Origin of the sequence: Paenibacillus sepulcri, assembly GCF_042647105.1 — a bacterium.
Lineage (GTDB): Bacteria > Bacillota > Bacilli > Paenibacillales > Paenibacillaceae > Paenibacillus_Z > Paenibacillus_Z sepulcri.
The window spans coordinates 2,177,824-2,200,377 of sequence record NZ_JBHRUP010000001.1 but is presented as its reverse complement, the minus strand read 5'-3'; the positions used below and the strand labels follow the sequence as shown (position 1 = coordinate 2,200,377).

Below are 22,554 nucleotides of genomic sequence, written 5' to 3'. Positions count from 1 at the left end.
ACGATGAAGAATCATCAGTTCGTCATTATCGGACTTGGCCGCTTCGGTTCAAGTTTGGCCAGGGAATTAGTGGAGCTTGGATATGAAGTGCTCGGCATTGATAAGGACGAGGAAGCCGTTCAGGATATGAGTCAGCATCTGACGCATACCGTCGTGGCGGAATCAACGGACGAGGAAGTGCTGCGGTCGCTTGGCGTACGCAATTTTGACTGTGGTGTTGTCGCTATCGGCGATGATATTCAAGCGAGCATTCTGACGACTATTTTGCTTAAGGACCTGGGCGTGAAGAAGGTCGTGGCCAAGGCGATGAGCGAGCTGCATGGTCGGGTATTGGAGAAAATCGGGGTGGACCGCGTAGTCTATCCGGAGCGGGATATGGGCATTCGTGTCGCGCATCAGCTGGTGTCGCCTAATCTGCTTGATTATATTGAATTATCAAAGGATTATACAATTGCCGAGCTGGCGGTGCCAAAATGTCTTAACGGCGTATCCCTGCAGGATCTTAATCCCAGAGCCAAATTCGGCTGCAGCATTGTTGCAATCAATAAACCCAGGGGAATCATTATTGCTCCTACTGCAACCGATGTGCTCGCTGAGAAGGATGTCATGGTTGTCATCGGGACCAATCAACAGATTGAACAATTCGAGGAGTCCGTTACCCGTTAGGGGGAAATCAGCGACTGCTTCATTATGAAACGGGCGTGAAAGCGGCAAATGGAGACATCAACTACAGAAACAATTCATCACTTGTTTTTACTGCTGCTCACGATTGTGACGGCTGGCATGATCGCAGGGACGCTGGCATCCAGACTGCGGCTGCCGGATGTTGCCATGTATATAATCGTGGGAATGGCAATCGGGCAGGGTTTCCACTGGATTAATGAGTCAAGCAGCTCGCTGATTAATCAATTGATCCTTGTAGCCGGTTCTTCCATCATTTTGTTCGACGGCGGGAGAAATATCGGTTTGAAGGGTCTGAAGCAGGTGGGCTGGACGGTTGGTCTGCTCAGCGTACCCGGCGTGCTGATAACGGTTGGCATTGTCGGGGCGGCGGTACATTTGCTGTTTGGCATTGATTGGCTGTATGCGCTGCTTGCCGCATCGGTCATCGCTTCCACAGACCCTGCTTCTATCATACCTGTGTTCCGGCAAGTGACAATTCGTAATCGGGTACGCGAAACGGTTGAGAGTGAATCAGCCTTTAATGATGCGACAGGATCGATTATTACGTTCGCTCTCCTGAGTGCGGCTGTAGGAGATTCGGCGCTTTCTGCCGGCGTCATTACCTGGGATTTTATCCGGACGGCATTCGGCGGCATTGCCGTTGGATTGGCTTTGGGGATTATTATAGTCGGTCTGGTTGCCCACATCCGCATTGGTGTGCTGCGCGATTACACAACCATCGCCATGATCGCTACTGCGCTTGGCGCGTATCTGATTGGCGACATGCTGCATGTGAGCGGATTTATGGCTACCTTTGTAGCGGGACTGATCTGGGGGAATTCGAAATCCTTCGGAATGGATATGGCGGACAAAAAGGAAGAGATCAATCATTTTTCCGATAATATAACCGTTATTATGCGGATGCTGATCTTTATCCTGCTCGGCAGCCAGGTGGATTTCAGGCTGCTGGCCGATTATTGGTGGCAGAGCCTGCTTGCGGTGCTTGTGCTGATGGTCATTGCCCGTCCTGCGACCGTGCTTGCTTCCGCGCTGCCGGACCGCAAGTCACGGTGGAGCCTGAAGGAAATGACCTTCATGATGTGGGTGCGGGAGACTGGCGTCATACCGGCCGCTTTATCCGGCATGCTGGCGGGAATGGGGGTCAAGCACGCCGATATTATTGCATCGGTAACCTTTATGGCCATTATGCTGACGATTCTGGTACAGGCCAGCACCACAGCCTGGGTGGCCCGAAAGCTCGGAATGGATTCGGAAGCGGAAATTGGCAAATAATAAGGAGAGGGCGCTGAAGCTGCCCTTCTCCTTTTGTTTTTATTTAACTTATTGGCCAGGTGCTTTCCACGATCTTTGTTCTATATTATCGCAGGACATCGGGGCAGCATCAGCCGTTTCTTCGCGGATTGTAGAGCTTGGCAATCTCATCAATCCATAAGCGGACGGCAGGACTCAAGCTGTCCGTCTCGGCATGAATCAGGGATGTGGTGCGCTTGGATTCCTTGAGCTCGCGGATCGTGACACTGATCAGGTCATTGTCGCTCAGCATCTGCTCGCGCAAATATGATTTGGGCAGAAGCGTTCCGGCGCGGCATGTGTGGAGCAGGCGCAATATCGCTTCGAAGGAGTCAATTTCCATTCTGACGTCGGGCAGGAGATGATATTTTTCAAACAGCTCGTCCGTAAGAATACGGTACCAGGTGCCTTTGGAGAACAGGATCATCGGCATGCCGTTCAAATCGCCAATGACGGGCTCGCCCTTGTCCATCACAAAATGATTGCGCGGCAGCACCAGCACAAGGTGATCCTCGAACAGGGGGACGCAGCGCAGCCCCGGATCGTCGATTTGGGAGGCGACAATGCCCAGATCCGCTTTGCGGTCGCGGACAAGCGAAACGATCTCATGCGTTTTGCCGGTGATGGCCTTGATGTCCAGCTCCGAGCTTTGCTGCGTCAGCGCCTGAATCAGATCAGGCAGCGTCGTCTGCAGGGTGGTCAGGCTCGCGCCGATCGTCAGGGAGGAGCGGCCCGCAGTCTTGTATTCGGCAAGCATCTTCAGGAACCGCAGATGCTGCTGTCTGGTCTCGATGGCGTAATCATAGGTAAGCCGGCCGATCCGCGTCAGCTCCAATCTTTTGCCGACCCGCTTGAACAGCTCGACTCCCAAGTCCTGCTCAAGCTTGGAAATTTTCCGCGACAGAGCGGGCTGGGATAAATTAAGCGCGGTTGAAGCCTTGTTCATGCTGGATTGCTCCACAATGATGGCAAACACATTCAATTCTTCAAGCATTCCCTCAACCCTTTCCTTACATATGTGTATTTGTTATAAGTTTTAATGAATAATAAGCAATTCCATTATAAGTGTAAAAGGAGTATTATGTGAACTGTGAATAAAATGTGTCATGCTAATTGTTGACGCATAATTGGGCGGGAGTTACAATGGAGAATGGTTTTGGCGAAGATTGGCGAATGTTAGCAACTCACAGTTGCGAAAGGAGAACGCACACGTTATGAAAGGAAATTCGTATTTATCGCGCAAGATTCACTCCTTGCTTGGAGTGATACCGCTCAGCTTGTTCATTGTTGAACATATGCTGACCAATTATGCAGCTTTTGAGGGCGGCCCGCAGGGATTTAAGGACAGTGTCAAGTTTCTGAATGACCTGCCGCTTGTTTTCTTCCTGGAGCTGTTCGGCATCTGGCTGCCGCTGCTGTTCCATGGCGTGTACGGCCTGTACGTTGCGTACCAGTCCAATATTAACACCGGGCGGTTTCAGTATGGACGCAACTGGGCGTTTGCGGCACAACGGATTTCGGGGGTTATCACATTTATCTTCGTTTTCTGGCATTTGTATCAAACGCGCTACCAGGTTATGATCGGCGAAGTCACTCATGAACAGCTGGGCGGTCTGATGCACGATATTACCAACAACGGCTTCTATCTTGTTTTTTACATTATCGGCGTCGTTGCGGCGACATTCCATTTCAGCAACGGGATGTGGGCTTTCCTTGTGAGTTGGGGCATTACGGTCGGACCTCGTGCGCAGCGCATCTCCTCCAGAATATGGATGGGTGTATTCGTTCTCGTATCGCTGTTGTTTCTGCTGTCGCTCTTCTCCTTCCGTGGGGATGAGTTCAAGGAAGCGGCTTCTCTTGCTTCATATATGACGAATCTCGTTTAGCTTTAGGACAAGGAGCGAATAAATATGGCTAAGAATAAAGTTATTGTCGTCGGAGGCGGACTCGCCGGTCTGATGGCTACAATTAAAGCGGCGGAAGCCGGACTTCATGTCGATCTCTTCTCGGTTGTTCCTGTTAAACGGTCTCACTCCGTATGCGCGCAGGGCGGTATTAACGGCGCGGTGAATACGAAAGGGGAGGGAGACTCCACCTGGGAGCATTTTGACGATACGGTATACGGCGGCGACTTCCTTGCGAACCAACCGCCGGTTAAAGCGATGTGCGATGCGGCGCCGGGTATTATCCACTTGATGGACCGGATGGGCGTTATGTTCAACCGTACACCTGAGGGACTGCTGGATTTCCGCCGTTTTGGCGGCACCCAGTATCACCGCACGGCTTTCGCAGGCGCAACAACCGGCCAACAGCTGCTGTATGCGCTGGATGAGCAGGTGCGCCGCTGGGAAACAGCCGGGCTCGTTACGAAATTCGAACACTGGGAATTCATGGGCGCCGTATTAGATGACGATGGCGTCTGCCGCGGCATAACCGCGCAGGATCTGCGCTCCATGGAAGTGCATACCATTGCGGGCGATGCGGTTATTCTGGCATCCGGCGGCCCAGGCATCATTTTCGGCAAAACGACCAACTCGGTCATCAACACAGGTACCGCAGCAAGCGCTGTGTATCAGCAGGGCGTGCATTACGCCAACGGCGAATTTATCCAGATCCATCCCACAGCCATCCCCGGCGATGACAAGCTGCGCCTGATGTCGGAATCGGCCCGCGGCGAAGGCGGCCGGATCTGGACCTATAAAGATGGCAAGCCGTGGTATTTCCTTGAAGAGAAATATCCGGCCTACGGCAACCTGGTTCCCCGTGACATTGCGACCCGTGAAATCTTCCACGTCTGCGTTGACGAGAAGCTGGGCATCAATGGCGAGAACATGGTTTATCTGGATCTGTCCCATAAGGATCCGAAGGAGCTCGATGTCAAGCTCGGCGGAATCATTGAGATTTACGAGAAGTTCATGGGTGATGACCCGCGTAAAATTCCGATGAAAATCTTCCCGGCGGTTCACTATTCCATGGGCGGATTATGGGTTGACTTCAATCAAATGACCAACATTCCCGGCTTGTTCGCCTGCGGAGAATGCGAATATCAATACCATGGCGCGAACCGTCTGGGCGCGAACTCGCTGCTCTCGGCGATTTATGGCGGCATGATCACAGGACCGAAGGTCGTAGAATATATCAAGGGCTTGAAGAAATCGGCGGATGACATTTCATCAACCGTGTATGATCGCGAGAAGAAGCGCCAAACCGATAAATATGAAGGCATTCTGGCCATGAACGGCACCGAGAACGCATATGTGCTGCACAAGGAGCTTGGCGAGTGGATGACCAACAATATGACGGTCGTTCGTTTCAACAAGAAGCTGGAAGAGACAATCGGGAAAATCAAGGAACTGAAGCAGCGCTACAGCAACATCAATATCAATGATACTTCGCGTTGGAATAATGCAGGCGTGGCGTTCACCCGTCAGCTGTGGAATATGCTGGAGCTGTCCGAGGCGATGACGCTGGGCGCTCTTATGCGCAACGAGAGCCGCGGCGCGCATTACAAGCCGGAATTCCCGGACCGCAATGACGATTATCTGAAAACAACCAAAGCGACGTGGACGGTTGAAGGTCCGACAATTTCGTATGAAGATGTGGATGTCTCCCTGATCAAACCGCGTAAACGCGATTACTCGAAAGAAAAATAGAAAGGAGAATGAACAATGGCTGAAACGACTGTGGCAGCAAAAACAGTAAAGCTGAACATTACGCGTCAGGATTCTCCGGATTCTCAGCCGTACACGGAGCATTTTGAAATTCCGTATCGCCCGAATATGAACGTAATCAGCGCGTTAATGGAAATTCAGCGTAATCCGAAGAAGCAGGATGGACAAAATACGGCCCCGGTATGCTGGGAATCCAACTGTCTGGAAGAAGTGTGCGGCGCATGCTCCATGGTAATCAACGGCAAACCGCGTCAAGCGTGCAGCGCCCTGATTGACAAGCTGGAGCAGCCGATTTCACTCGCTCCGATGAGCACATTCCCCGTCGTGCGCGATTTGGTCATCAACCGCGAGCGGATGTTCAATGCGCTCAAACGGGTGAAAGCCTGGATTCCCATTGACGGCACCTACGATCTGGGTCCTGGTCCGCGGATGGCGGAAACCAAGCGCCAGTGGGCGTACGAGCTGTCCAAATGCATGACCTGCGGTGTATGTCTGGAAGCCTGTCCGAACGTCAATGAGCGCAACAGCTTTATCGGACCTGCGGCAATCTCGCAGGTGCGGCTGTTCAACGCGCATCCAACCGGCGAGATGAATCAGGCGGAGCGTTTGGAAACCTTGATGGAGGATGGCGGTATCGAGGGCTGCGGCAACTCGCAGAACTGTGTGCGCGCCTGTCCGAAAGGTATTCCGCTGACGACCTCCATAGCGGCGATCAACAAGGACACCACCAAACAATTGTTCAAAAAATGGCTTGGAATTTAATTCATATCCATATAGACAAGCACATCCGGTAGGCAATTACGCCGGATGTGCTTTTTTATTGGCTTTCTGATAGATATTATTTATATAGTTGATATAATTGTTGAGGTTTTATTTATCAAAAAATGCTGATAAGCTGGATATAACGTAAAAGCTCAATCGAAATTGAGGAGGATATCAGTGATGAAAAAGCCAAGTGTAACTGGCCTTGAAGATGTGGTAGCCGCAGATACTCTGATCAGTTATGCAAATGGATTGGAAGGTCAACTGGTCTATCGGGGCTATTGGGCCAAGGAGTTGGCCATTCATTATTCGTTTGAAGAGGCCGCCTGTCTGCTGTGGCGGGGCCATCTGCCGGACGCAGCTGAGTTAACGAACTGTAAAGAACAGTTCGCAAGGGACAGGCGGCTCACGCCGGAGCTCAAGACGCTGCTCGACGCAATACCCAGAGAGGCTCCACTCATGAGCACTGTCATGTCGGCGGTTGCTGCGCTCATTCCTGAAGAAGACGGCACCGGTTGGCCTCCTGAGCTCCGTCAGGCAGTACGCATTACAGCGCTGCTGCCTACCGTGATCGCTTACCGGTATCATTCAATCATGGGCACACAATGGCCCGGGGAAGTTGATGAGTACGACCATGTTGCCTATTACCTGCATGTCTTGTTCGGCCGCCCTGCCACAGCAGCCCATATTCGTGTAATGAATGCCTATATGATCCTGGCAATGGAGCACGGGTTAAATGCCTCGACATTTGCCGCCCGTGTTGTCGCATCCACAGAATCGGATATTTACTCGGCCGTAAGCGCTGCAATTGGCGCCATGAAAGGACCTCTGCACGGCGGAGCGCCTTCGGGAGTTATCAAGCTGCTCGAGAGGGTCGGTTCCAAGCCCCAGGCAGAGCCTGTCATCCGGAATATGCTGGAACAGGGCGAGCGGCTGATGGGATTTGGTCACCGGATCTACAAGAGGCTTGACCCAAGAGCCGAAGCGCTTCGGGAGGTGACTGGCGCGATGGCGGGTATCGATGAATGGTTCGACCTGGCCTTATACACGGAACAAACCGCCATCAGGCTGCTGGCTGAATATAAGCCGGGACGAGGGATATATACAAATGTTGAATTTTACGCTGCTGCGCTCATGCGTTCGCTGCAAATGCCGGACCTGCTCTTCACGCCTACTTTTACGGCCGCGCGGGTGGTGGGCTGGACGGCCCATGTTCTGGAGCAATCCGGGCATAACCGGATTTTTCGTCCACAGTCCAACTATGTGGGGCCTATGCCCATTTAAATAATCACATTAACAAAAATCCCGGAAGTCCCTGCAGGAGGTTCCGGGATTTTTGTCTGTTTATATTTAAATGTTCGATAGCTGCTCCAGGTAGGCTTTCAGAACATCACGCTGGACAATGAGGCTCATGAATTTGCCTGTGCGAATCGTCTGGACCAAGCCAGCCGTCTCCAGTTCTTTCACATGGTGAGAGATCGTTGCGGCGCTCACGGGATGGGTTTCATGCAGGATGCTGCAGGGCAGCGGATCGCTGCTGGCTCCGATCTCCCTAAGCATCTGATAACGCCGCGGCTCAGCCAAGGCGCGGGATATCCGCGTAAACTGCTGCTCTGTCAATGTCATCATGCTGATCTTCCTTTCCTCGTGTCTTGTACGACTTTTAATTATATATAGATAAAAAAAACCGCCCGTTGTCCGGGCAGTTTTAATACCAATGCTCTCCCCAATCCTGAATCGATTGGATAACGGGTTCAAGACCCCGTCCTTTTTCGGTTAACTCATATTCAATCCGGACAGGCATTTCCGGGTAAACGTTGCGTTTGATGATTTGACAGTGCTCCAGTTCTTTCATCCGATCCGTCAGCATCTTGTCGCTCATATCTGGAATTTGTTCTTTAATGGCTTTGAAGCGTTTGGGACCGCCGAGCAGGACCCGAACAATCATACCTGTCCATTTCTTGCCAAGCATTTCTGCCGCATGCTCGTATTTTGGACACATTTTGGAATAATCCACAGTTCAATCACCCCTCTTGTTAGTTCTATTGTAGCACATGACGTCGCAAAAGAGAGCAGATTTTCTAACTGTTCTTAATTGCTATACAATAAATATGAACTATATTATAGTTAGTATCAATTATAGCACTAATTGATTCCATATGTCACCCGGACGTTAAATAAATCAAAGAAAGCTGCAAAAATGCTTGGTTATAGCCGGAAAACCGTTATAATGAGGGATGAGCACTAGGCTGTACTCATTCTATGCAAATTTCAATTTTCGAGGTGCTGCAGTATGACAGACAACTGGGGATTTTATGAACGCCGATCAGAATCGGAGCAGATGCGTGTCCTGGTCAACACGGGCTATAAAAATTCCGCCCCGTTGGCTGAATTCGAGGATCTGCTTTCCATTACTATAAATTTATATCCGGTCCGGGAACATAACCGTTCGAAGGGCGAATTCGTCAAGCAGCTGGAGCAATTGGAAGGCAAGCTGGAGCATTGGCTAAAGGAAAGCGCGGATGCTATTTATGTCGGGAGAATTAATGTATCGACCCGTCTGGAATTTTATTATTATGCGCCGAAGGGCCGGATCAGCAGCAGCGTAATCCGGGATTGGATGAAAGATCAATGGGAATTCAGAGCCCAGCACTATATAAAAGAAGACCCGCAATGGACGTTCTATTCCTACATGCTGCCTGACCCGCTGGAGGAATTATTTGTACATAACGCCCAGATGATCTACGCCCTCATCCATAAAGGGGATAATATCAGAGAGCCCAGACATGTCTATCACTGGCTGTTATTCCGTGAGGACGAGGACAGACGCGAGATGGAGACTATGCTCGAGGAGCTTGGATACAGGATTGAAAGGGAAAAGGAAGGCAGCCCGGATAACGGATATCCCTATCCGCTCGTCATCAGCAAATTCGAGGATGTCCGCCTGGATACGGTCAACGACAGAGTCAGAGAGCTCTACAGGCTGATGTCCGGCAATGGAGGGCGATACGACGGCTGGGGCTCCGTGATGAAGCTGACAACGGTCAAACGGTTCCGGTACCAGATCCGCAAATTTATCGACTCCATACAGTCGCTGATTTTTAAGAAAAGCGATTCCAGGCGTCAATAAACGCCTCTGCGCCGGTTTATACCCGAATCAGAATCAGCCCCGCGAACATAAAGGCAAACGCCGTCCACTGCAAAGCAGTCAGCCTTTCCCGGTACAGAACAATGGAGCCGGCTGCCACGACAAGACTGTTGGCGGCGAAGATTGGCCCGGCAATGTTCGCCTGTCCGGTTTGCAGCGCGACTGCATACAACTGCAGGCCGCCGTATGAGAATAAGCCGGCAACCAGCCCCCAAAGCAGCCCCGTCCGCGATGAGCCTCGCGAAGAATCCGCCAGTGCGCGCGCGGCTGCCGCTGGCGCTGATATTACGGCAGGGGACTGAACCCGTCTCTGCTCCAGGAGCGCAGCATATGCGAACCACAGAATGGACAGCGCATAGGAAACGAACAGGACCGGTGCGCCTGCAAGACCCAATCCCTCCGTGACTTTAAGTCCCCCGTTGCGAACAGCAAATAATACGATGCTCACACCCACATAGAGGAACCACTTCTTTTGTTTTACGGACAGTTTCTCTCTGCCGCGGATCGAAACCAATACGACGGCAAGCAGCAGAAGCAAAACCCCCGTGAATTCCGTTCCCTGGAACGGCTCATTGTAGATAAAGGTTCCAAGCGCGACAACAAGAACGATATTCATATTGGTCAAAGGGGAAGTCAGGCTGGCCGGCCCGTATTCCAGCGCTTTCATAAACAGCACGTTGCCAAAAGCGGAGCCTGCGCCAATCAGCAGTCCCGCGGTCCACACCCTGACGTCCGTCAAGGAAGCGGCCAGGTTTTGCTCTACTGCTGCATGCAGACCGAAGCCTGCCGTTCCGGAGATATACAGTCCCAGAAGCAGATACGTGGAGGAGCCGCTTCGCATCTGGGATACCTTCATCCACCAGCCCGCAAGGCCGAATAATATTGCGCTGCCGACAGCTGCTGCAAACCACATGAGAATTCATCCTTCTTTCAAAGAGGTTGTTCAGGTATTACGGGCTATCCGGCTTTTGTTCGGCATGCTGCCTGAGAAATTCTTGTCCGTATTCCCCATGAGGGAGTATGGAGGCATGCTCGGTTTGAATGGTTGAATGGGTAATGCCGTATTTGCCCCGCAGCAGCTCGTTAATGGCCAATATGACATAGAACGGCTGTGAGTGCTTGGGGATGAACACATGTGCGGTGAGTGAATAATGGTCCGTCGAAATCGCCCACAGATGCATCTCGTGCACATCTTCAATGCCGTCAATGGTGAGCAGGCTGCTCCGCATTTCTTCAAGGTCGAATTTCTCCGGCACCGATTCCATAAGGATCAAATACGACTGGCGGATAATCCGATACCCTCCGGCGAATATAATGCCGCCGATGACCACGCTGATGATAGGATCCGCTATGTACCAATTTGTAAAATAAATCAGGACAGCCGACAGGATCACGCCGACCGAGCTGAGCAAATCGCCGATGAAATGCCACAATGCGCTTTGAATATTTAAATTATCTTCTTCCTTCATGCTGCGGCTGAGCACCACCGTCAGTACGATATTGACGATTAATCCGATGACCGCAATGATCAGCATCATTTGGAAGTTGATGGCAACGGGCTCGATAAAGCGCCGGATGCCTTCAATAAATATGCCGACTGCGATCACGGCTAGCGCCAGTCCGTTCAGGAACGAGGCAATGATCTCGAATCGCAGATACCCGAAGGTGAATTTGGAATTGGATGGACGCCGCGACAAATAGATTGCGGTCATGCTCAAACCAAGTGCGATTACATCCGAGATCATATGCGCCGAATCAGACAGAAGCGCAAGAGAATGGCTCAGCACGCCTCCGGTAATTTCCACGATCGTGAAGAAAAGTGTAATCCAGAGTGTGATCCAAAGCGTACGCTTGGACGTTTCCTGTTCCTTGGCGTGGCGAAGATGGTGATAATCATGCATGTCGTTCACCCCTAATCATTTGTTACACAAATGAAATGATTCTGTTATCGTCCTTTTACATTCCTCGGCTATTATAATAAACAAGACCCCCTTTTACTTATATATAACATGGGACCTGCCGCTGGCAGGTCCACTTTTTTGTTATGCTCCAGTTTTCGAATAATGATATTGTGTCCACCCGGGAGGATATAACCGTTATAGAGGCACAACAACCGGCTGCTTCTGCCTGTAATACACCCATTCCCGGAAACCAATCTCCTTCAGCTGTCTCCGCACAAGCTCCCAATCGTCGCCTACCCGGCTTGGAACATGCGCATCCGATCCGAAGGTCACCTGGACGCCGAAATGCAGGGCCCGCTCCAGTATGGCATCCGAAGGATACCAGCCGCCGACATCCTTGGTCTTGCCTGAAGTATTGATCTCAATGGCCACGTTGTTCTGCGCAATAATCCTCAGCGTGTCGTCAATCGCATCCTCTGCTTCAATTTCGGAGAAGGCTGGATAATAGCCCTTCATGGCATCAATATGCCCCAGCACCTGGAAGGCTCCGCTGCGCGCCGACTGGGAGATCAGATTGTAATATTCGCGCTTTTCGTCGATTTTCTTGCTTTTCGACATGCCTTTCCACCGGTTGCGGTTGAAAATGCTGATTCCCCGCGTATGGTGGACGGAGCCGATAATATAGTCGAAGGGATGCGGCTCGTACATGCTGCGGTACAAGTCGATGGATTCGGGATAGAAGTCGGATTCCATTCCCAGCAGCACATCGATTTTGCCTTCGTATTTGGCTTTGAGCCGGAGAACCTCATTGATATAGTTGAGCAGATCACTTTTGGCCATGGCGATTCCAGGATGCGGTTGATCCTGTTCGCTGGCAAAGTAAGGGGAATGGTCGGATATGCCGATAACCTGGAGTCCTACCGTAATACCGGCCTTGATATACGATTCGATATCCCCGTCGGCATGGCCGCACCGGTAATGATGCGTATGTAGATCGAATTTCATCGTTAACATCTCCTATTCGCTGCTAATAAATTGATCCTCGGGCATGCCTTTCAAGTCGCTGAGAAACTGCTGCATGGCGGAATTGAGATAACGTCCGGACTTGAAGACGACACCGACGGGATGGCTCATGTCGAGTTCGTTTACACTGATTCGTTTCAGGGTTCCCAGTCTGACTTCATTGGCGATGGACAGCTTGGAGACGACAGCGGCTCCCAGATTGATTTCAACCATGCGTTTGACCTCTTCGCTGCTGGACAGCTCCATCACGATGTTGGGCTCGATATTGAATTTGCGGAATATTTTATCCAGAAAACGTCTTCCCAGCGTGTCTGGCGACAGCATAATCATCGGAATGTCCTTGAGCGCTTCAACAGGCATGTGCTTCAAGCCGCTTAGCGGATGCTCGGGCGACACGACGAGATCGTACGTATCATAATATAAGACCGAAGTTTCGACATTGGGATTTCGTTCGGACAAATAAGTAATGCCCAGATCAACGGAGCCGTTCTCCACACTGGTCATGACCTGTGCGGAAGGCATGGAATGAATGGTTGTTTTAATCAGCGGAAATTGATCTTGAAAATAAGACAAAACGCGCGGCAGGATTTGAATCGCGATCGAGGAGGTCGTCCCAAGCAGAATATGCCCCTGCGGCGTCTCATTCAGGTCGGAGAGCTTCTGTTTCAGCTCCTCGACAATGGACAAAATGCGCGAAGCATGCTCCAGGAATACCTGCCCGCGGTCTGTCAGGGTGACAGGCTGGTTCCGGTCAATCAGCACGGTCTTGAACTCGTCCTCCAGGCTCTTGACCTGTGCGGAAACGGCCGGCTGCGTCAAATTGAGCAATTCTCCGGCTTTGCGGAAGCTCATGGTCTTGGAGATGGTAAGCAAGGTCTCAAGCTGGCTGATGTTCACGGAAACCCTCCTTTGTCGATTAAAGATTTTTATCACTTATCGTACTATTATAAATGAAAAGCGGGAATACGGCAAAAGACCATGCGGCCCTTTGCAAAAACTTTAAGAAGGAATCATGTTGTGCCTGTCGAAAGGTTCAGCAGAGATATGGTGCCGATCTGAAGCGGTGCCTAGAAGAAGGAGCGATAAGCAGATGAATCGTAAAGTGGTTCGCGGATGGCTGATGTATGACTGGGCGAATTCCGCTTTTGCGACGACGATAATGGCCGCGGTGATGCCCGTGTTCTATAACACCGTCGCAGGATCAGGGCTGACGGGCAATACTGCCGAAAATTATTGGGGATATACCCAGACGATCGCGATGATCTGTGTCGCCGTGCTCTCGCCCATCATGGGCGCAATCGCAGACTACTCCGGCATGAAGGTACGGTTTCTGTCCTTCTTTGCTGTTATAGGAGCGATCTCATGCGGAGCGATGGCTTTCATTGGCGAAGGAGATTGGCTGCTCGCATCCGTGCTTGTTGTGATCGGAACGATTGGCTATTCGGCGGGAAATACTTTCTATGACGGCCTCATCACGGATATCGCGCCGCCGCAGGAACGCGCTGCGATCAGCTCCAAAGGATACGCTGCCGGCTATTTGGGCGGGGGGCTTCTGCTGGCGCTGAATATTGTGATGATCGAAGGCTGGGAAATGCTCGGGTTTGCGGATAAAACAACGGGCACCCAGGCGGCATTTGCAACGGTCGGCATATGGTGGCTGTTATTCTCCATTCCGCTTATGAGGAATGTCAAAGAGCAGGCCAAGGGAGCCTCAAGCGGAGCGGGCCACGCGGTCAGAAGCGGATTTGTGCGCATTGGCCAAACCTTGAAGTCAGCCAGAAAATTCCCTGAGCTCCTCAAGTATATGCTGGCATTCTGGTTTTTTAACGACGGCATTAATACGGTTATTGTCATGGCAACCATATACGGCAGCGGCATTGGCATCGAGACTACCCACTTGATTATTGCGCTGCTGATTACCCAATTTGTAGGCTATCCAAGTACGCTGCTGTTTATCAGAGCGGCGGCGCGTCTTGGAACCAAGCGATCCCTGAATATGTCCTTGATGATCTATATTCTGATTGTGGTTCTGGGATTCTTTATGACCAATGCGGTGCATTTCTATATCTTGGCATTCATGGTTGGACTTGTGCAGGGAGGAAGCCAGGCGATTGCCCGGAGCATCTACGCCAATCTGGTGCCGCCATCCCGGACCGCGGAATTTTTCGGCTTCCTCAGTCTGTCCAGCAAATTCTCTTCGGTCATGGGGCCGCTGATTTTCTCCATTGTGGGAACCATTACAGGCTCCAGCAGGCTGGCGATACTTTCGCTTGTCGCCTTCTTCGTCATCGGCATCGTACTTCTGGCCAGGGTGGATCTGGAGAAGGGAGCGCGCGAATCGCTGGCTAATGATGTGGATGACGGAGGAAGCACGATTGCCTTGTAGAATTCTTGTTCATGCTCTAAGGGTGGGCGGAAGACTGGTTTCGTACGCGCAGCGGGATTCTGCCTGGACTAGAGGCATTCGAATGGTCCATAACAGACAAAAATAACGTCCTCCCGGTAGCGGGGGGACGTTATTTTTGTTGTTTATTCGATTCTCCTGTCTACAGTCACAGCCAATCCTTCTTGCGGAAAATATAGAACATCCCGCAGCCGAGAAACAGCATAATGAACAGCAAAATATAGGAGCCGCCATGCAGATGCAGGCCGGGAATATAATCAAAATTCATCCCATATATACCGGTTATGAAGGTAAGAGGCATAAAGATCGTGGTCAGTGCCGTAAATACGCGCATGATTTCATTGGCGCGGTTGGCCAGACTGGATTGATAAGCCTCGCGCAAGTTGCCCATGAGGTCGCGATAGGTCTCGAAGGTCTCGGCGATTTTGACCGCATTCTCATAGATATCGCTGAAATATTTTTGCAGCTGATCGTCGATGAGCTTCAGATCCTTTTTGTTGAGCGTGAAGATGACGTCCTTCTGCGGACCCAGCACCTTTTTCAGCCACAAAATTTCACTTCGCAGACCGATGATTTCAGTCAGATGGGATTTCTTCGTATGCATGAGGATATCTTCTTCCAGGCTTTCAATGCGCGCTTCAATGCGGTCGCCGACCAGAAAATAGTTGTCAACAACAAGATCGACCAGATGGTAGAGGAATCTGTCCGGTCTGCCGACTTCCTCTTCCCACAGAATCGGCTTTAAAGTGCGCAGCTCGTTGATTTTTTGCTTGGTCACCGTAATAATATAATGCCGTCCGAGGAAGATGTTCAAAGCTCTGAGAAAAATCTCCTCGTCATCAAACCGGATGCTGTTGATCACGATGAAATAATGGCCCTCATGAATTTCAATCTTCGGCCGCTGTTCTTCCTCGCTGAGGCAATCCTCGACGGCCAGGTCGTGGAGGGCGAATATCGGCTGCAGCACAGCCAGATCGTCGACGTCCGCGTCAATCCAGTAAAAGCCCTCAGTGGGCGGAATAGTGGCAGTATGAATATCCTCAATTGTCGTAAAAATGCCCTGATTAACCAGACGGATTTTCATCCGCATCCCTCTCCTCTCTTTCCTTAATGATGGTTTTTCCCGGATGCCGGTAGATTGGAGGGAGGCATTTATCAATACGTTACGCTGACCATAGCGATGCAGACCGAACCTATATCAGGAAGGACGGCGTTGAACGATATGGACGGCTGTATCGTAAGCAGACATGCGCTAAGTTCCAGTACCGGTAATCAATGCGGTTGCCCGCAGGCCTCGGGTCGCCTTCCATATGCGTCAACACCCCTTTTTGGAATCCATTTGGGATTTAATCATGCAATCCTTGTCTAGTATACTCTGACAGTGTCTTTCCATTCAAGAAGAAACTAGGCAGGCCGCATGATACTGTAATTTATGCGCTGATACCTCATGGGGTGAACACCATAGCCTGCCTGTTATTTCACTCATACTTGACGGGAATAAGGGAATGATTTAAAGTAAACATAAGTCGACCGATAATTAAATAGCAAGCTTTCTTATCAAGAGCAGGCGGAGGGACTAGCCCGATGAAGCCCGGCAACCGGCGTTTATACGCACGGTGCTAATTCTTGCGGAAACATTTTGTTTCTGACAGATGAGAGGCGCATGAACGATATTTTTTATGCCCCTACTCTGACACCAGAGCGGGGCTTTTTTCGTTTCCCGCCTGCCCGGCGAGGCGATTAAGGAACCCGCAACATGAGGAGTGAACGAGAAGATGCCAATCAAAGTACCTGATCATTTACCTGCCAAAGACATTTTGTCGGGTGAGAACATTTTCGTAATGGATGAAAGCACCGCCTTCCATCAGGACATCCGGCCGCTGCGGATCGCCATTTTGAATCTGATGCCTACGAAGGAAACGACTGAAACGCAGCTGCTCCGCCTGATCGGCAATACCCCGCTGCAGGTTGAAGCGGTACTGATTAACCCGAGAACGCATACGTCGAAGAATACCTCGGCGGAGCATTTGGAAAGCTTCTATAAATCGTTCGACGATATTTCCCACGAATATTATGACGGAATGATCATTACCGGCGCACCTATAGAGCATCTGCCGTTTGAAGAAGTAACGTACTGGGAAGAGCTCAAGGATATTATGGATTGGAGCGCCCGCAGGGTCACATCGACCCTGCACATCTGTTGGGGCGCTCAGGCCGGCCTGTACCATCACTACGGCGTGCCGAAGTATGACCTGGACAAAAAGATATTCGGCGTTTATCCGCACACGCTCGAGAAGCGCAATGTTCCGCTGCTCAGAGGCTTCGACGAACAGTTCTACGTGCCGCAATCGCGCCACACCGAATTTCGCCGGGAAGATATCGAACCGATAGCCGATCTTGAAATTCTGTCTTCTTCTCCCGATTCCGGCGTTTACCTCGTGGCTTCCAAGGACAAAAGACAAATCTTCGCAACCGGGCATTCGGAATACGATCCTTTGACGCTGAAATGGGAATATGACCGCGATCAGGCCAAGGGGCTGCGTATCGATGTTCCGCAAAATTATTTTCCAAACAATGATCCTTCATTAATACCGCTTTCCAGCTGGCGGGCGCATGCGAACCTGCTGTTCTCGAACTGGTTGAACTATTACGTGTACCAGCAAACGCCCTACGATTTGGGAGCAGGCATCTAAAACATACCATTATACGAGCTGAAAAGGAGCTTATCCTACGATGAAAATTGAAAGCCGATTAGCCCAGATAGGTTCCCAAAGTGAGCCGGTAACCGGAGCGGTGAGCTTCCCGATTTATCAAGCCACCGCTTTCCGTCATCCGCAGCTTGGCCAAAGCACGGGATTCGATTACGCAAGGACGAAGAGCCCGACGCGCAAGGTGCTCGAGGATGCCGCGGCAGAGCTGGAATCCGGAGATGCCGGATTCGCCTGCAGCACCGGCATGGCCGCGCTGCAAACGGTATTCGCGATGTTCAGCCAAGGCGATCATCTGCTGGTGTCGCTGGATCTGTACGGGGGCACCTACCGTCTGCTGGAGCGGATCATGAGCCGTTTTGGCGTGACGGCCTCTTATGTGGACACGAACGATATAGATGCGCTGTCCCAGCTTTATACGCCGAATACGAAAGCGGTTCTGATCGAAACGCCGACGAACCCGACGATGATGATTACTGATATTGAACGGGTATGCGCCTGGGCCAAATCCAAGGGCATGCTGACGATTGTGGACAATACGCTGCTTACGCCTTTCTTCCAACGGCCGATTGAGCTGGGAGCGGATATTGTCATTCACAGCGCGACCAAATATCTTGGCGGACACAATGACGTGCTTGCCGGACTGATTGTCACCAAAGGCAAGGAGCTGTCCGAGCAGTTGTTCTTCCTGCATAATTCCATCGGAGCCGTTCTCGGAGCACAGGATTCCTGGCTGCTCATGAGGGGGATGAAGACGCTAGCGCTGCGGATGGAACGCCATCAGGAGAATGCGATCCGTCTGGCTGGCTGGCTGTATGAGCATGAGGCTGTCGAAGAGGTCTACTACCCGGGTCTCTCCCATCATCCGGGCCATGATATCCAGAGCCGTCAAGCCTCAGGCAATACCGGGATTTTCTCCTTCCGTTTGAAGGATGCCAGGTATGTCGAGCCGATTCTCCGCCATATCACGCTGATCGCTTTCGCTGAAAGCCTCGGCGGCGTGGAATCATTGATGACATATCCGGCTGTGCAGACGCATGCCGATATTCCGGAAGAAATCCGCCGTCAGGTCGGCGTCGATGACCGGCTGCTGCGTTTCTCGGTGGGCATTGAGCATGCCGATGATCTGATTGCGGATCTTGGCCAGGCGCTTGAAGCGGCAGCGCGCGAAATCGGGAAGGAGTAACGAATACTATGGCAGATCAGGAACAGCAGCAGGATAATGGCGCAAGGAAAGCGGACAAGCAGTTCGCCACGAAGCTCATTCACTTCGGCGCAGAGATCGATGAGCATACAGGAGCCTCCAGTGTGCCGATTTACCAGGCGTCCACTTTTCATCACCACGATATTTTTAACCCGCCGGATTATGATTACAGCCGTTCAGGCAACCCGACCCGGCAGGCTCTTGAGGATTATATCGCGCTTTTGGAGGGCGGGGAGCGCGGCTTTGCTTTCTCCAGCGGAATGGCAGCCATCTCTACGACCTTTCTGCTTCTCTCGAGCGGAGATCATGTTATTGTCACAGAGGATGTATACGGCGGGACCTACCGTCTGCTTACAACCATTCTTGACCGGCTTGGAATTGAATCGACCTTTGTTGACATGACCCGTTTTGAAGAGGTAAAGGCGGCACTTAAGCCGAACACGAAAGCGGTGTTCATGGAAACGCCGTCGAATCCGACGCTCAAAATCACCGATATTGCGGAGATCACCGCATGGGCCAAGCAGCGTAATCTGCTGACCATGCTCGATAATACGTTTATGACCCCTTATCATCAGCGGCCTATTGAGCTTGGAGTGGATATTGTGCTGCACAGCGCGACGAAATTCCTCGGAGGTCACAGCGATGTGTTGGCCGGTCTGGCCGTAGCTGCTAACGAAAGCCTTGGCCGCAGGCTCAAACAGCTGCAGAACGGTCTGGGCACTGTGCTCGGCGCGCAGGAATCCTGGCTGCTTATTCGCGGGATGAAGACCTTGCAGGCGCGGATGGAGCACAGTGAGAAGAGCGCGCGCAAACTGGCGTCCTGGCTCGTTCAGAATAATGGAGTTGTACAAGTATTCTATCCGGGCCTTGAGAATCATCCGGGACGGGAGATTCACGAGAAGCAGTCTCTCGGCTATGGGGCCGTTGTGTCCTTCGACGTTGGCGATGGAGACCGGGCCAAGGCGGTGCTGAGCCGCGTGAAGCTGCCGATCGTGGCCGTCAGTCTGGGCGCCGTTGAGAGCATTCTCTCCTATCCGGCGATGATGTCCCATGCGGCTATGCCGCGCGAGGTGCGTCATGAGCGCGGCATCACGGACGGCTTGCTCCGGTATTCCGTCGGTCTGGAAGACATTGACGACCTGATTGCCGATCTTGATCAGGCGCTGCGTCAATAATTAGACATATTTGCGCATAAATACCGGAAAACATGATAATAGACGATACGCGGCAGTCCTGACGGACCAGCCGCGTTTTTCGGCATTCAGGCATGCTTTTGCTTAAAGCTGCGATTAATGACGCGTTTGTACGCTTTATGTTAATATGAATGGTAGGCAGGACTTATAGCGTACGGTATTGATAATGAAGGAGGTTTTTCGCAGAATGCAAAATATAGATCGTATATTGGATAAAGCGCTGCAGGGCGAACGGGTCGGACTGGAAGAATGCGTAACATTGTTTGAGTCCGATGAAATTGAAAAAATGGGGCATGCCGCCAACATTTTGATGGAGCGCCGTCACCCGGAGCCCATCACGACTTTTGTTGTCGGACGCAACATCAACTATACGAATGTGTGTGACGTGTACTGCCGCTTTTGCGCCTTTTACCGCGCTCCCGGATCGCCGGAAGGCTATGTTCTTCCCGATGAGACGATTCTCCAGAAAATCCAGGAAACGATGGATGTGGGCGGAACTGAAATTCTGATGCAGGGCGGTGTAAATCCGACCTTGCCTTTCTCCTATTATCTGGATCTGCTGCGCAAAATCAAGGTGCATTTCCCGGGCATCACGATGCATTCCTTCTCTCCCGCAGAGATTCATAAAATGCGCGAAATTTCAGGCGGCTTAACGATGGAAGAGACCATGCGCGAGCTGAATGCGGCGGGGCTCGATTCGCTGCCGGGCGGTGGCGGCGAGATTCTCGATGACCGCACGCGCCGCAAGATCAGCCGGCTTAAGGGCTCCTGGACCGATTGGATGGACGTGATGAAGACGGCTCACCGCATCGGGATGAACACGACCGCAACGATGGTGATCGGGTTCGGGGAAGAGATGGAGGAGCGGGCGCTTCACCTGCTGCGGGTGCGTGAAGCGCAGGATGAATGTATTGCGAACGGCTATGATTCGCGCGGCTTTCTGGCCTTTATTCCATGGACCTTCCAGCCTGAGAACACGAATATGAAGCGTGAGAAAGCAACGCCTGAGGAATATTTGAAGACACTGGCGATCAGCCGGATCACCTTGGATAATATTGATAATTTCCAATCCTCATGGGTTACAATGGGACCTGATGTAGGCAAGCTTTCTCTGCAATACGGCTGCAACGATTTTGGCAGCACGATGATCGAAGAGAATGTTGTCTCTGCCGCGGGAACGACCCACAAAGTCAACATCGAGTCGATTCTCCGGCTTATCCGCGAATCGGGCAAGATTCCTGCGCAGCGTAACACGAAATATGAAATATTGAAGATGTACCAAGAGTCGGATGGCGTCGAGCATGATTTTGTTATGCAGAACTAAAGACTTTGGCCTTCGATGTTAAAAAGATAAAGAAGCTCCTTGCAAAGCGATCTTACCATCGCACTGCAGGGAGCTTCTTCCTGTTTTACGCAAGCTGCGTTTCAGCTATATCTGCTGCTGCAATAACAGTCTTGTTCTTACCGGTGTTCTTGGCTTTATACAGCGCGGCATCCACTCGGTTGAAGAACCGTTCCTTGCCGTCGCTGGCCGAATATTCTCCCACCCCGATGCTGACCGTTACGGGTTTGCCTCCCAGCGATTCGTGAGACAGCCGGGAAATCTCCAGCCTGATTTTATCCACCATTTCAAGGGCTTCAGCCATGGGCTTGTCCGTAAACAGGATGGCGAATTCCTCTCCGCCGTAACGGGCCACAAAGTCGTTCTGATAGGCTTTGCTGCTGATTAGTTTGGCTACCCTTTGCAGTACGACATCACCGGCGCGATGTCCATACGTATCATTGACATGCTTGAAATTATCAATATCAATCAATGCCAGCTGAAGCGGCAAGCCGTTATCCTCATGCTGTTCAATCAGCTTTTCAAAATACTCATGAAATGTCATGTGATTGTACAGCTCGGTTAATGCATCGGTTTTGGCCAGCTTATCCATCCAGATGGTCTTGACGAGAAGCTCCTGATTGGATTCGAAGGAGGACTTCAGATGGCTGATCAGCTCGCGTCCGCGGCGGATAACGCCCCAGCCGACCAGCGAGAAGCAGGAGAACATGACTGTAATCGTTACCAAGCCAACCAGCGTAATGTCATGATTCATGAAATTATTGGTCCAATACATCAGGTAAACCGAAGCCATTGTTATAACGTAGGCAAAAATCATTTTTTTGGGATGGAAGTAGAATATGGAAACCATGACAGGCAGGAAAAGTCCAAGCAGCAAATAGTTAATGGAGTTGTGGATGTAAACAATAATGTAGGCCAATAAAGACGAGGTGATGATTAGAATATAATCCTGATACTTGCCCTTTAATGCCCGTAGTCCCGTCTCGGCAAGCAGAAGCGTCGATAATTGAAAAACGGTGGGCTTCACCATATATTTGAGAATAAATTCTCGGGATGGAATCTCCGTTATCGTTAAATACAAGCATTCCAGAAAAATCGAGAACAACAAAATGAACCAGAATCCGCTAAGAAGCATGCGATTCCAGCGGTAACGGTTATAATCCAGCGATTCATAATCCATGATATTCACTCCAGCGGCCAGCTTCGTTCAAAACTCAATATACC

At 51.2% G+C, this 22,554-nt stretch carries 21 protein-coding genes and 1 riboswitch; of the genes, 12 read left to right on the top strand and 9 right to left on the bottom strand.

What is annotated here, in order from left to right; all coding sequences use genetic code 11:
* The first annotated feature begins 3 nt into the window (after nt 1–3).
* A complete protein-coding gene (locus tag ACFOLF_RS09675; RefSeq protein WP_210038432.1) occupies nt 4–666 on the top strand; it encodes a potassium channel family protein in 663 nt (220 codons plus the stop codon).
* A gap of 48 nt (nt 667–714) precedes the next feature.
* A complete protein-coding gene (locus tag ACFOLF_RS09670) occupies nt 715–1,956 on the top strand; it encodes a cation:proton antiporter (RefSeq protein ID WP_210038433.1) in 1,242 nt (413 codons plus the stop codon).
* A gap of 109 nt (nt 1,957–2,065) precedes the next feature.
* On the opposite strand, the gene ACFOLF_RS09665 is transcribed toward ACFOLF_RS09670, so the two are convergent.
* Entirely contained in the window at nt 2,066–2,968 is a 903-nt protein-coding gene (locus ACFOLF_RS09665) for a LysR family transcriptional regulator (RefSeq protein ID WP_210038434.1), read from the bottom strand.
* Between the two features lie 220 nt (nt 2,969–3,188).
* Between ACFOLF_RS09665 and ACFOLF_RS09660 the strand changes: the two genes are divergently transcribed.
* The 4 genes from ACFOLF_RS09660 to ACFOLF_RS09645 all read left to right on the top strand — a co-directional run bounded on the left by ACFOLF_RS09660 (nt 3,189) and on the right by ACFOLF_RS09645 (nt 7,691).
* On the top strand, nt 3,189–3,860 hold the full coding sequence (locus ACFOLF_RS09660; RefSeq protein WP_210038435.1) for a succinate dehydrogenase cytochrome b558 subunit: 672 nt from the start codon (nt 3,189–3,191) through the stop codon (nt 3,858–3,860).
* A 24-nt stretch (nt 3,861–3,884) separates the two neighbouring features.
* Nucleotides 3,885–5,627, top strand: a complete 1,743-nt coding sequence (sdhA, locus tag ACFOLF_RS09655) for a succinate dehydrogenase flavoprotein subunit (RefSeq protein ID WP_210038436.1) — start codon at nt 3,885–3,887, stop codon at nt 5,625–5,627.
* Nucleotides 5,628–5,642: 15 nt separating this feature from the next.
* Nucleotides 5,643–6,407: a succinate dehydrogenase iron-sulfur subunit gene (sdhB, locus tag ACFOLF_RS09650; RefSeq protein WP_210038437.1), complete on the top strand. Its 765-nt coding sequence runs from the start codon at nt 5,643–5,645 to the stop codon at nt 6,405–6,407.
* Nucleotides 6,408–6,587: 180 nt separating this feature from the next.
* Nucleotides 6,588–7,691 carry a citrate/2-methylcitrate synthase gene (locus ACFOLF_RS09645; RefSeq protein WP_210038438.1) on the top strand — a complete coding sequence of 368 codons (1,104 nt, stop codon included), beginning with the start codon at nt 6,588–6,590 and terminating at the stop codon, nt 7,689–7,691.
* Nucleotides 7,692–7,757: 66 nt separating this feature from the next.
* On the opposite strand, the gene ACFOLF_RS09640 is transcribed toward ACFOLF_RS09645, so the two are convergent.
* The gene (locus ACFOLF_RS09640) at nt 7,758–8,036 is read right to left on the bottom strand and encodes an ArsR/SmtB family transcription factor (protein ID WP_210038439.1); all 279 of its coding nucleotides are present in this window, start codon (nt 8,034–8,036) and stop codon (nt 7,758–7,760) included.
* 79 nt (nt 8,037–8,115) lie between these two features.
* On the bottom strand, nt 8,116–8,424 hold the full coding sequence (locus tag ACFOLF_RS09635) for a winged helix-turn-helix transcriptional regulator (RefSeq protein WP_379113961.1): 309 nt from the start codon (nt 8,422–8,424) through the stop codon (nt 8,116–8,118).
* Nucleotides 8,425–8,700: 276 nt separating this feature from the next.
* On the opposite strand from ACFOLF_RS09635, the gene ACFOLF_RS09630 reads away from it, so the two are divergent.
* Nucleotides 8,701–9,537 (top strand): DUF695 domain-containing protein, encoded by an 837-nt coding sequence (locus ACFOLF_RS09630; RefSeq protein WP_210038440.1) that lies wholly within the window; start codon nt 8,701–8,703, stop codon nt 9,535–9,537.
* Nucleotides 9,538–9,553: 16 nt separating this feature from the next.
* Here ACFOLF_RS09630 and ACFOLF_RS09625 read toward each other — a convergent pair whose 3' ends face one another.
* From ACFOLF_RS09625 to ACFOLF_RS09610, 4 genes are all read right to left on the bottom strand, one after another.
* Entirely contained in the window at nt 9,554–10,468 is a 915-nt protein-coding gene (locus ACFOLF_RS09625; protein WP_210038441.1) for an EamA family transporter, read from the bottom strand.
* Nucleotides 10,469–10,505: 37 nt separating this feature from the next.
* The gene (locus ACFOLF_RS09620; RefSeq protein ID WP_210038442.1) at nt 10,506–11,456 is read right to left on the bottom strand and encodes a cation diffusion facilitator family transporter; all 951 of its coding nucleotides are present in this window, start codon (nt 11,454–11,456) and stop codon (nt 10,506–10,508) included.
* Nucleotides 11,457–11,651: 195 nt separating this feature from the next.
* The gene (locus ACFOLF_RS09615; protein ID WP_210038443.1) at nt 11,652–12,461 is read right to left on the bottom strand and encodes a histidinol-phosphatase; all 810 of its coding nucleotides are present in this window, start codon (nt 12,459–12,461) and stop codon (nt 11,652–11,654) included.
* A 12-nt stretch (nt 12,462–12,473) separates the two neighbouring features.
* Nucleotides 12,474–13,376 (bottom strand): LysR family transcriptional regulator, encoded by a 903-nt coding sequence (locus ACFOLF_RS09610; protein ID WP_210038444.1) that lies wholly within the window; start codon nt 13,374–13,376, stop codon nt 12,474–12,476.
* A 193-nt stretch (nt 13,377–13,569) separates the two neighbouring features.
* Between ACFOLF_RS09610 and ACFOLF_RS09605 the strand changes: the two genes are divergently transcribed.
* A complete protein-coding gene (locus tag ACFOLF_RS09605) occupies nt 13,570–14,865 on the top strand; it encodes an MFS transporter (RefSeq protein WP_210038445.1) in 1,296 nt (431 codons plus the stop codon).
* A 166-nt stretch (nt 14,866–15,031) separates the two neighbouring features.
* Here ACFOLF_RS09605 and corA read toward each other — a convergent pair whose 3' ends face one another.
* Nucleotides 15,032–15,967, bottom strand: coding sequence for a magnesium/cobalt transporter CorA (gene corA, locus ACFOLF_RS09600; protein ID WP_210038446.1), 936 nt, complete (start codon nt 15,965–15,967; stop codon nt 15,032–15,034).
* A gap of 467 nt (nt 15,968–16,434) precedes the next feature.
* A riboswitch (SAM riboswitch) is annotated at nt 16,435–16,542 on the top strand.
* Nucleotides 16,543–16,658: 116 nt separating this feature from the next.
* On the opposite strand from corA, the gene metA reads away from it, so the two are divergent.
* The 4 genes from metA (at nt 16,659) to mqnC (ending at nt 21,312) form a co-directional block, all read left to right on the top strand.
* Nucleotides 16,659–17,576 carry a homoserine O-acetyltransferase MetA gene (metA, locus tag ACFOLF_RS09595; RefSeq protein WP_210038447.1) on the top strand — a complete coding sequence of 306 codons (918 nt, stop codon included), beginning with the start codon at nt 16,659–16,661 and terminating at the stop codon, nt 17,574–17,576.
* A gap of 40 nt (nt 17,577–17,616) precedes the next feature.
* On the top strand, nt 17,617–18,777 hold the full coding sequence (locus ACFOLF_RS09590; protein WP_210038448.1) for an aminotransferase class I/II-fold pyridoxal phosphate-dependent enzyme: 1,161 nt from the start codon (nt 17,617–17,619) through the stop codon (nt 18,775–18,777).
* A gap of 8 nt (nt 18,778–18,785) precedes the next feature.
* Complete coding sequence (locus ACFOLF_RS09585; RefSeq protein WP_210038449.1) at nt 18,786–19,970, top strand: trans-sulfuration enzyme family protein; 1,185 nt, start codon at nt 18,786–18,788, stop codon at nt 19,968–19,970.
* Nucleotides 19,971–20,175: 205 nt separating this feature from the next.
* Nucleotides 20,176–21,312 carry a cyclic dehypoxanthinyl futalosine synthase gene (mqnC, locus tag ACFOLF_RS09580; protein ID WP_210038450.1) on the top strand — a complete coding sequence of 379 codons (1,137 nt, stop codon included), beginning with the start codon at nt 20,176–20,178 and terminating at the stop codon, nt 21,310–21,312.
* Nucleotides 21,313–21,397: 85 nt separating this feature from the next.
* Here mqnC and ACFOLF_RS09575 read toward each other — a convergent pair whose 3' ends face one another.
* Nucleotides 21,398–22,510 carry a GGDEF domain-containing protein gene (locus ACFOLF_RS09575; RefSeq protein ID WP_210038451.1) on the bottom strand — a complete coding sequence of 371 codons (1,113 nt, stop codon included), beginning with the start codon at nt 22,508–22,510 and terminating at the stop codon, nt 21,398–21,400.
* Nucleotides 22,511–22,554: the final 44 nt, after the last annotated feature.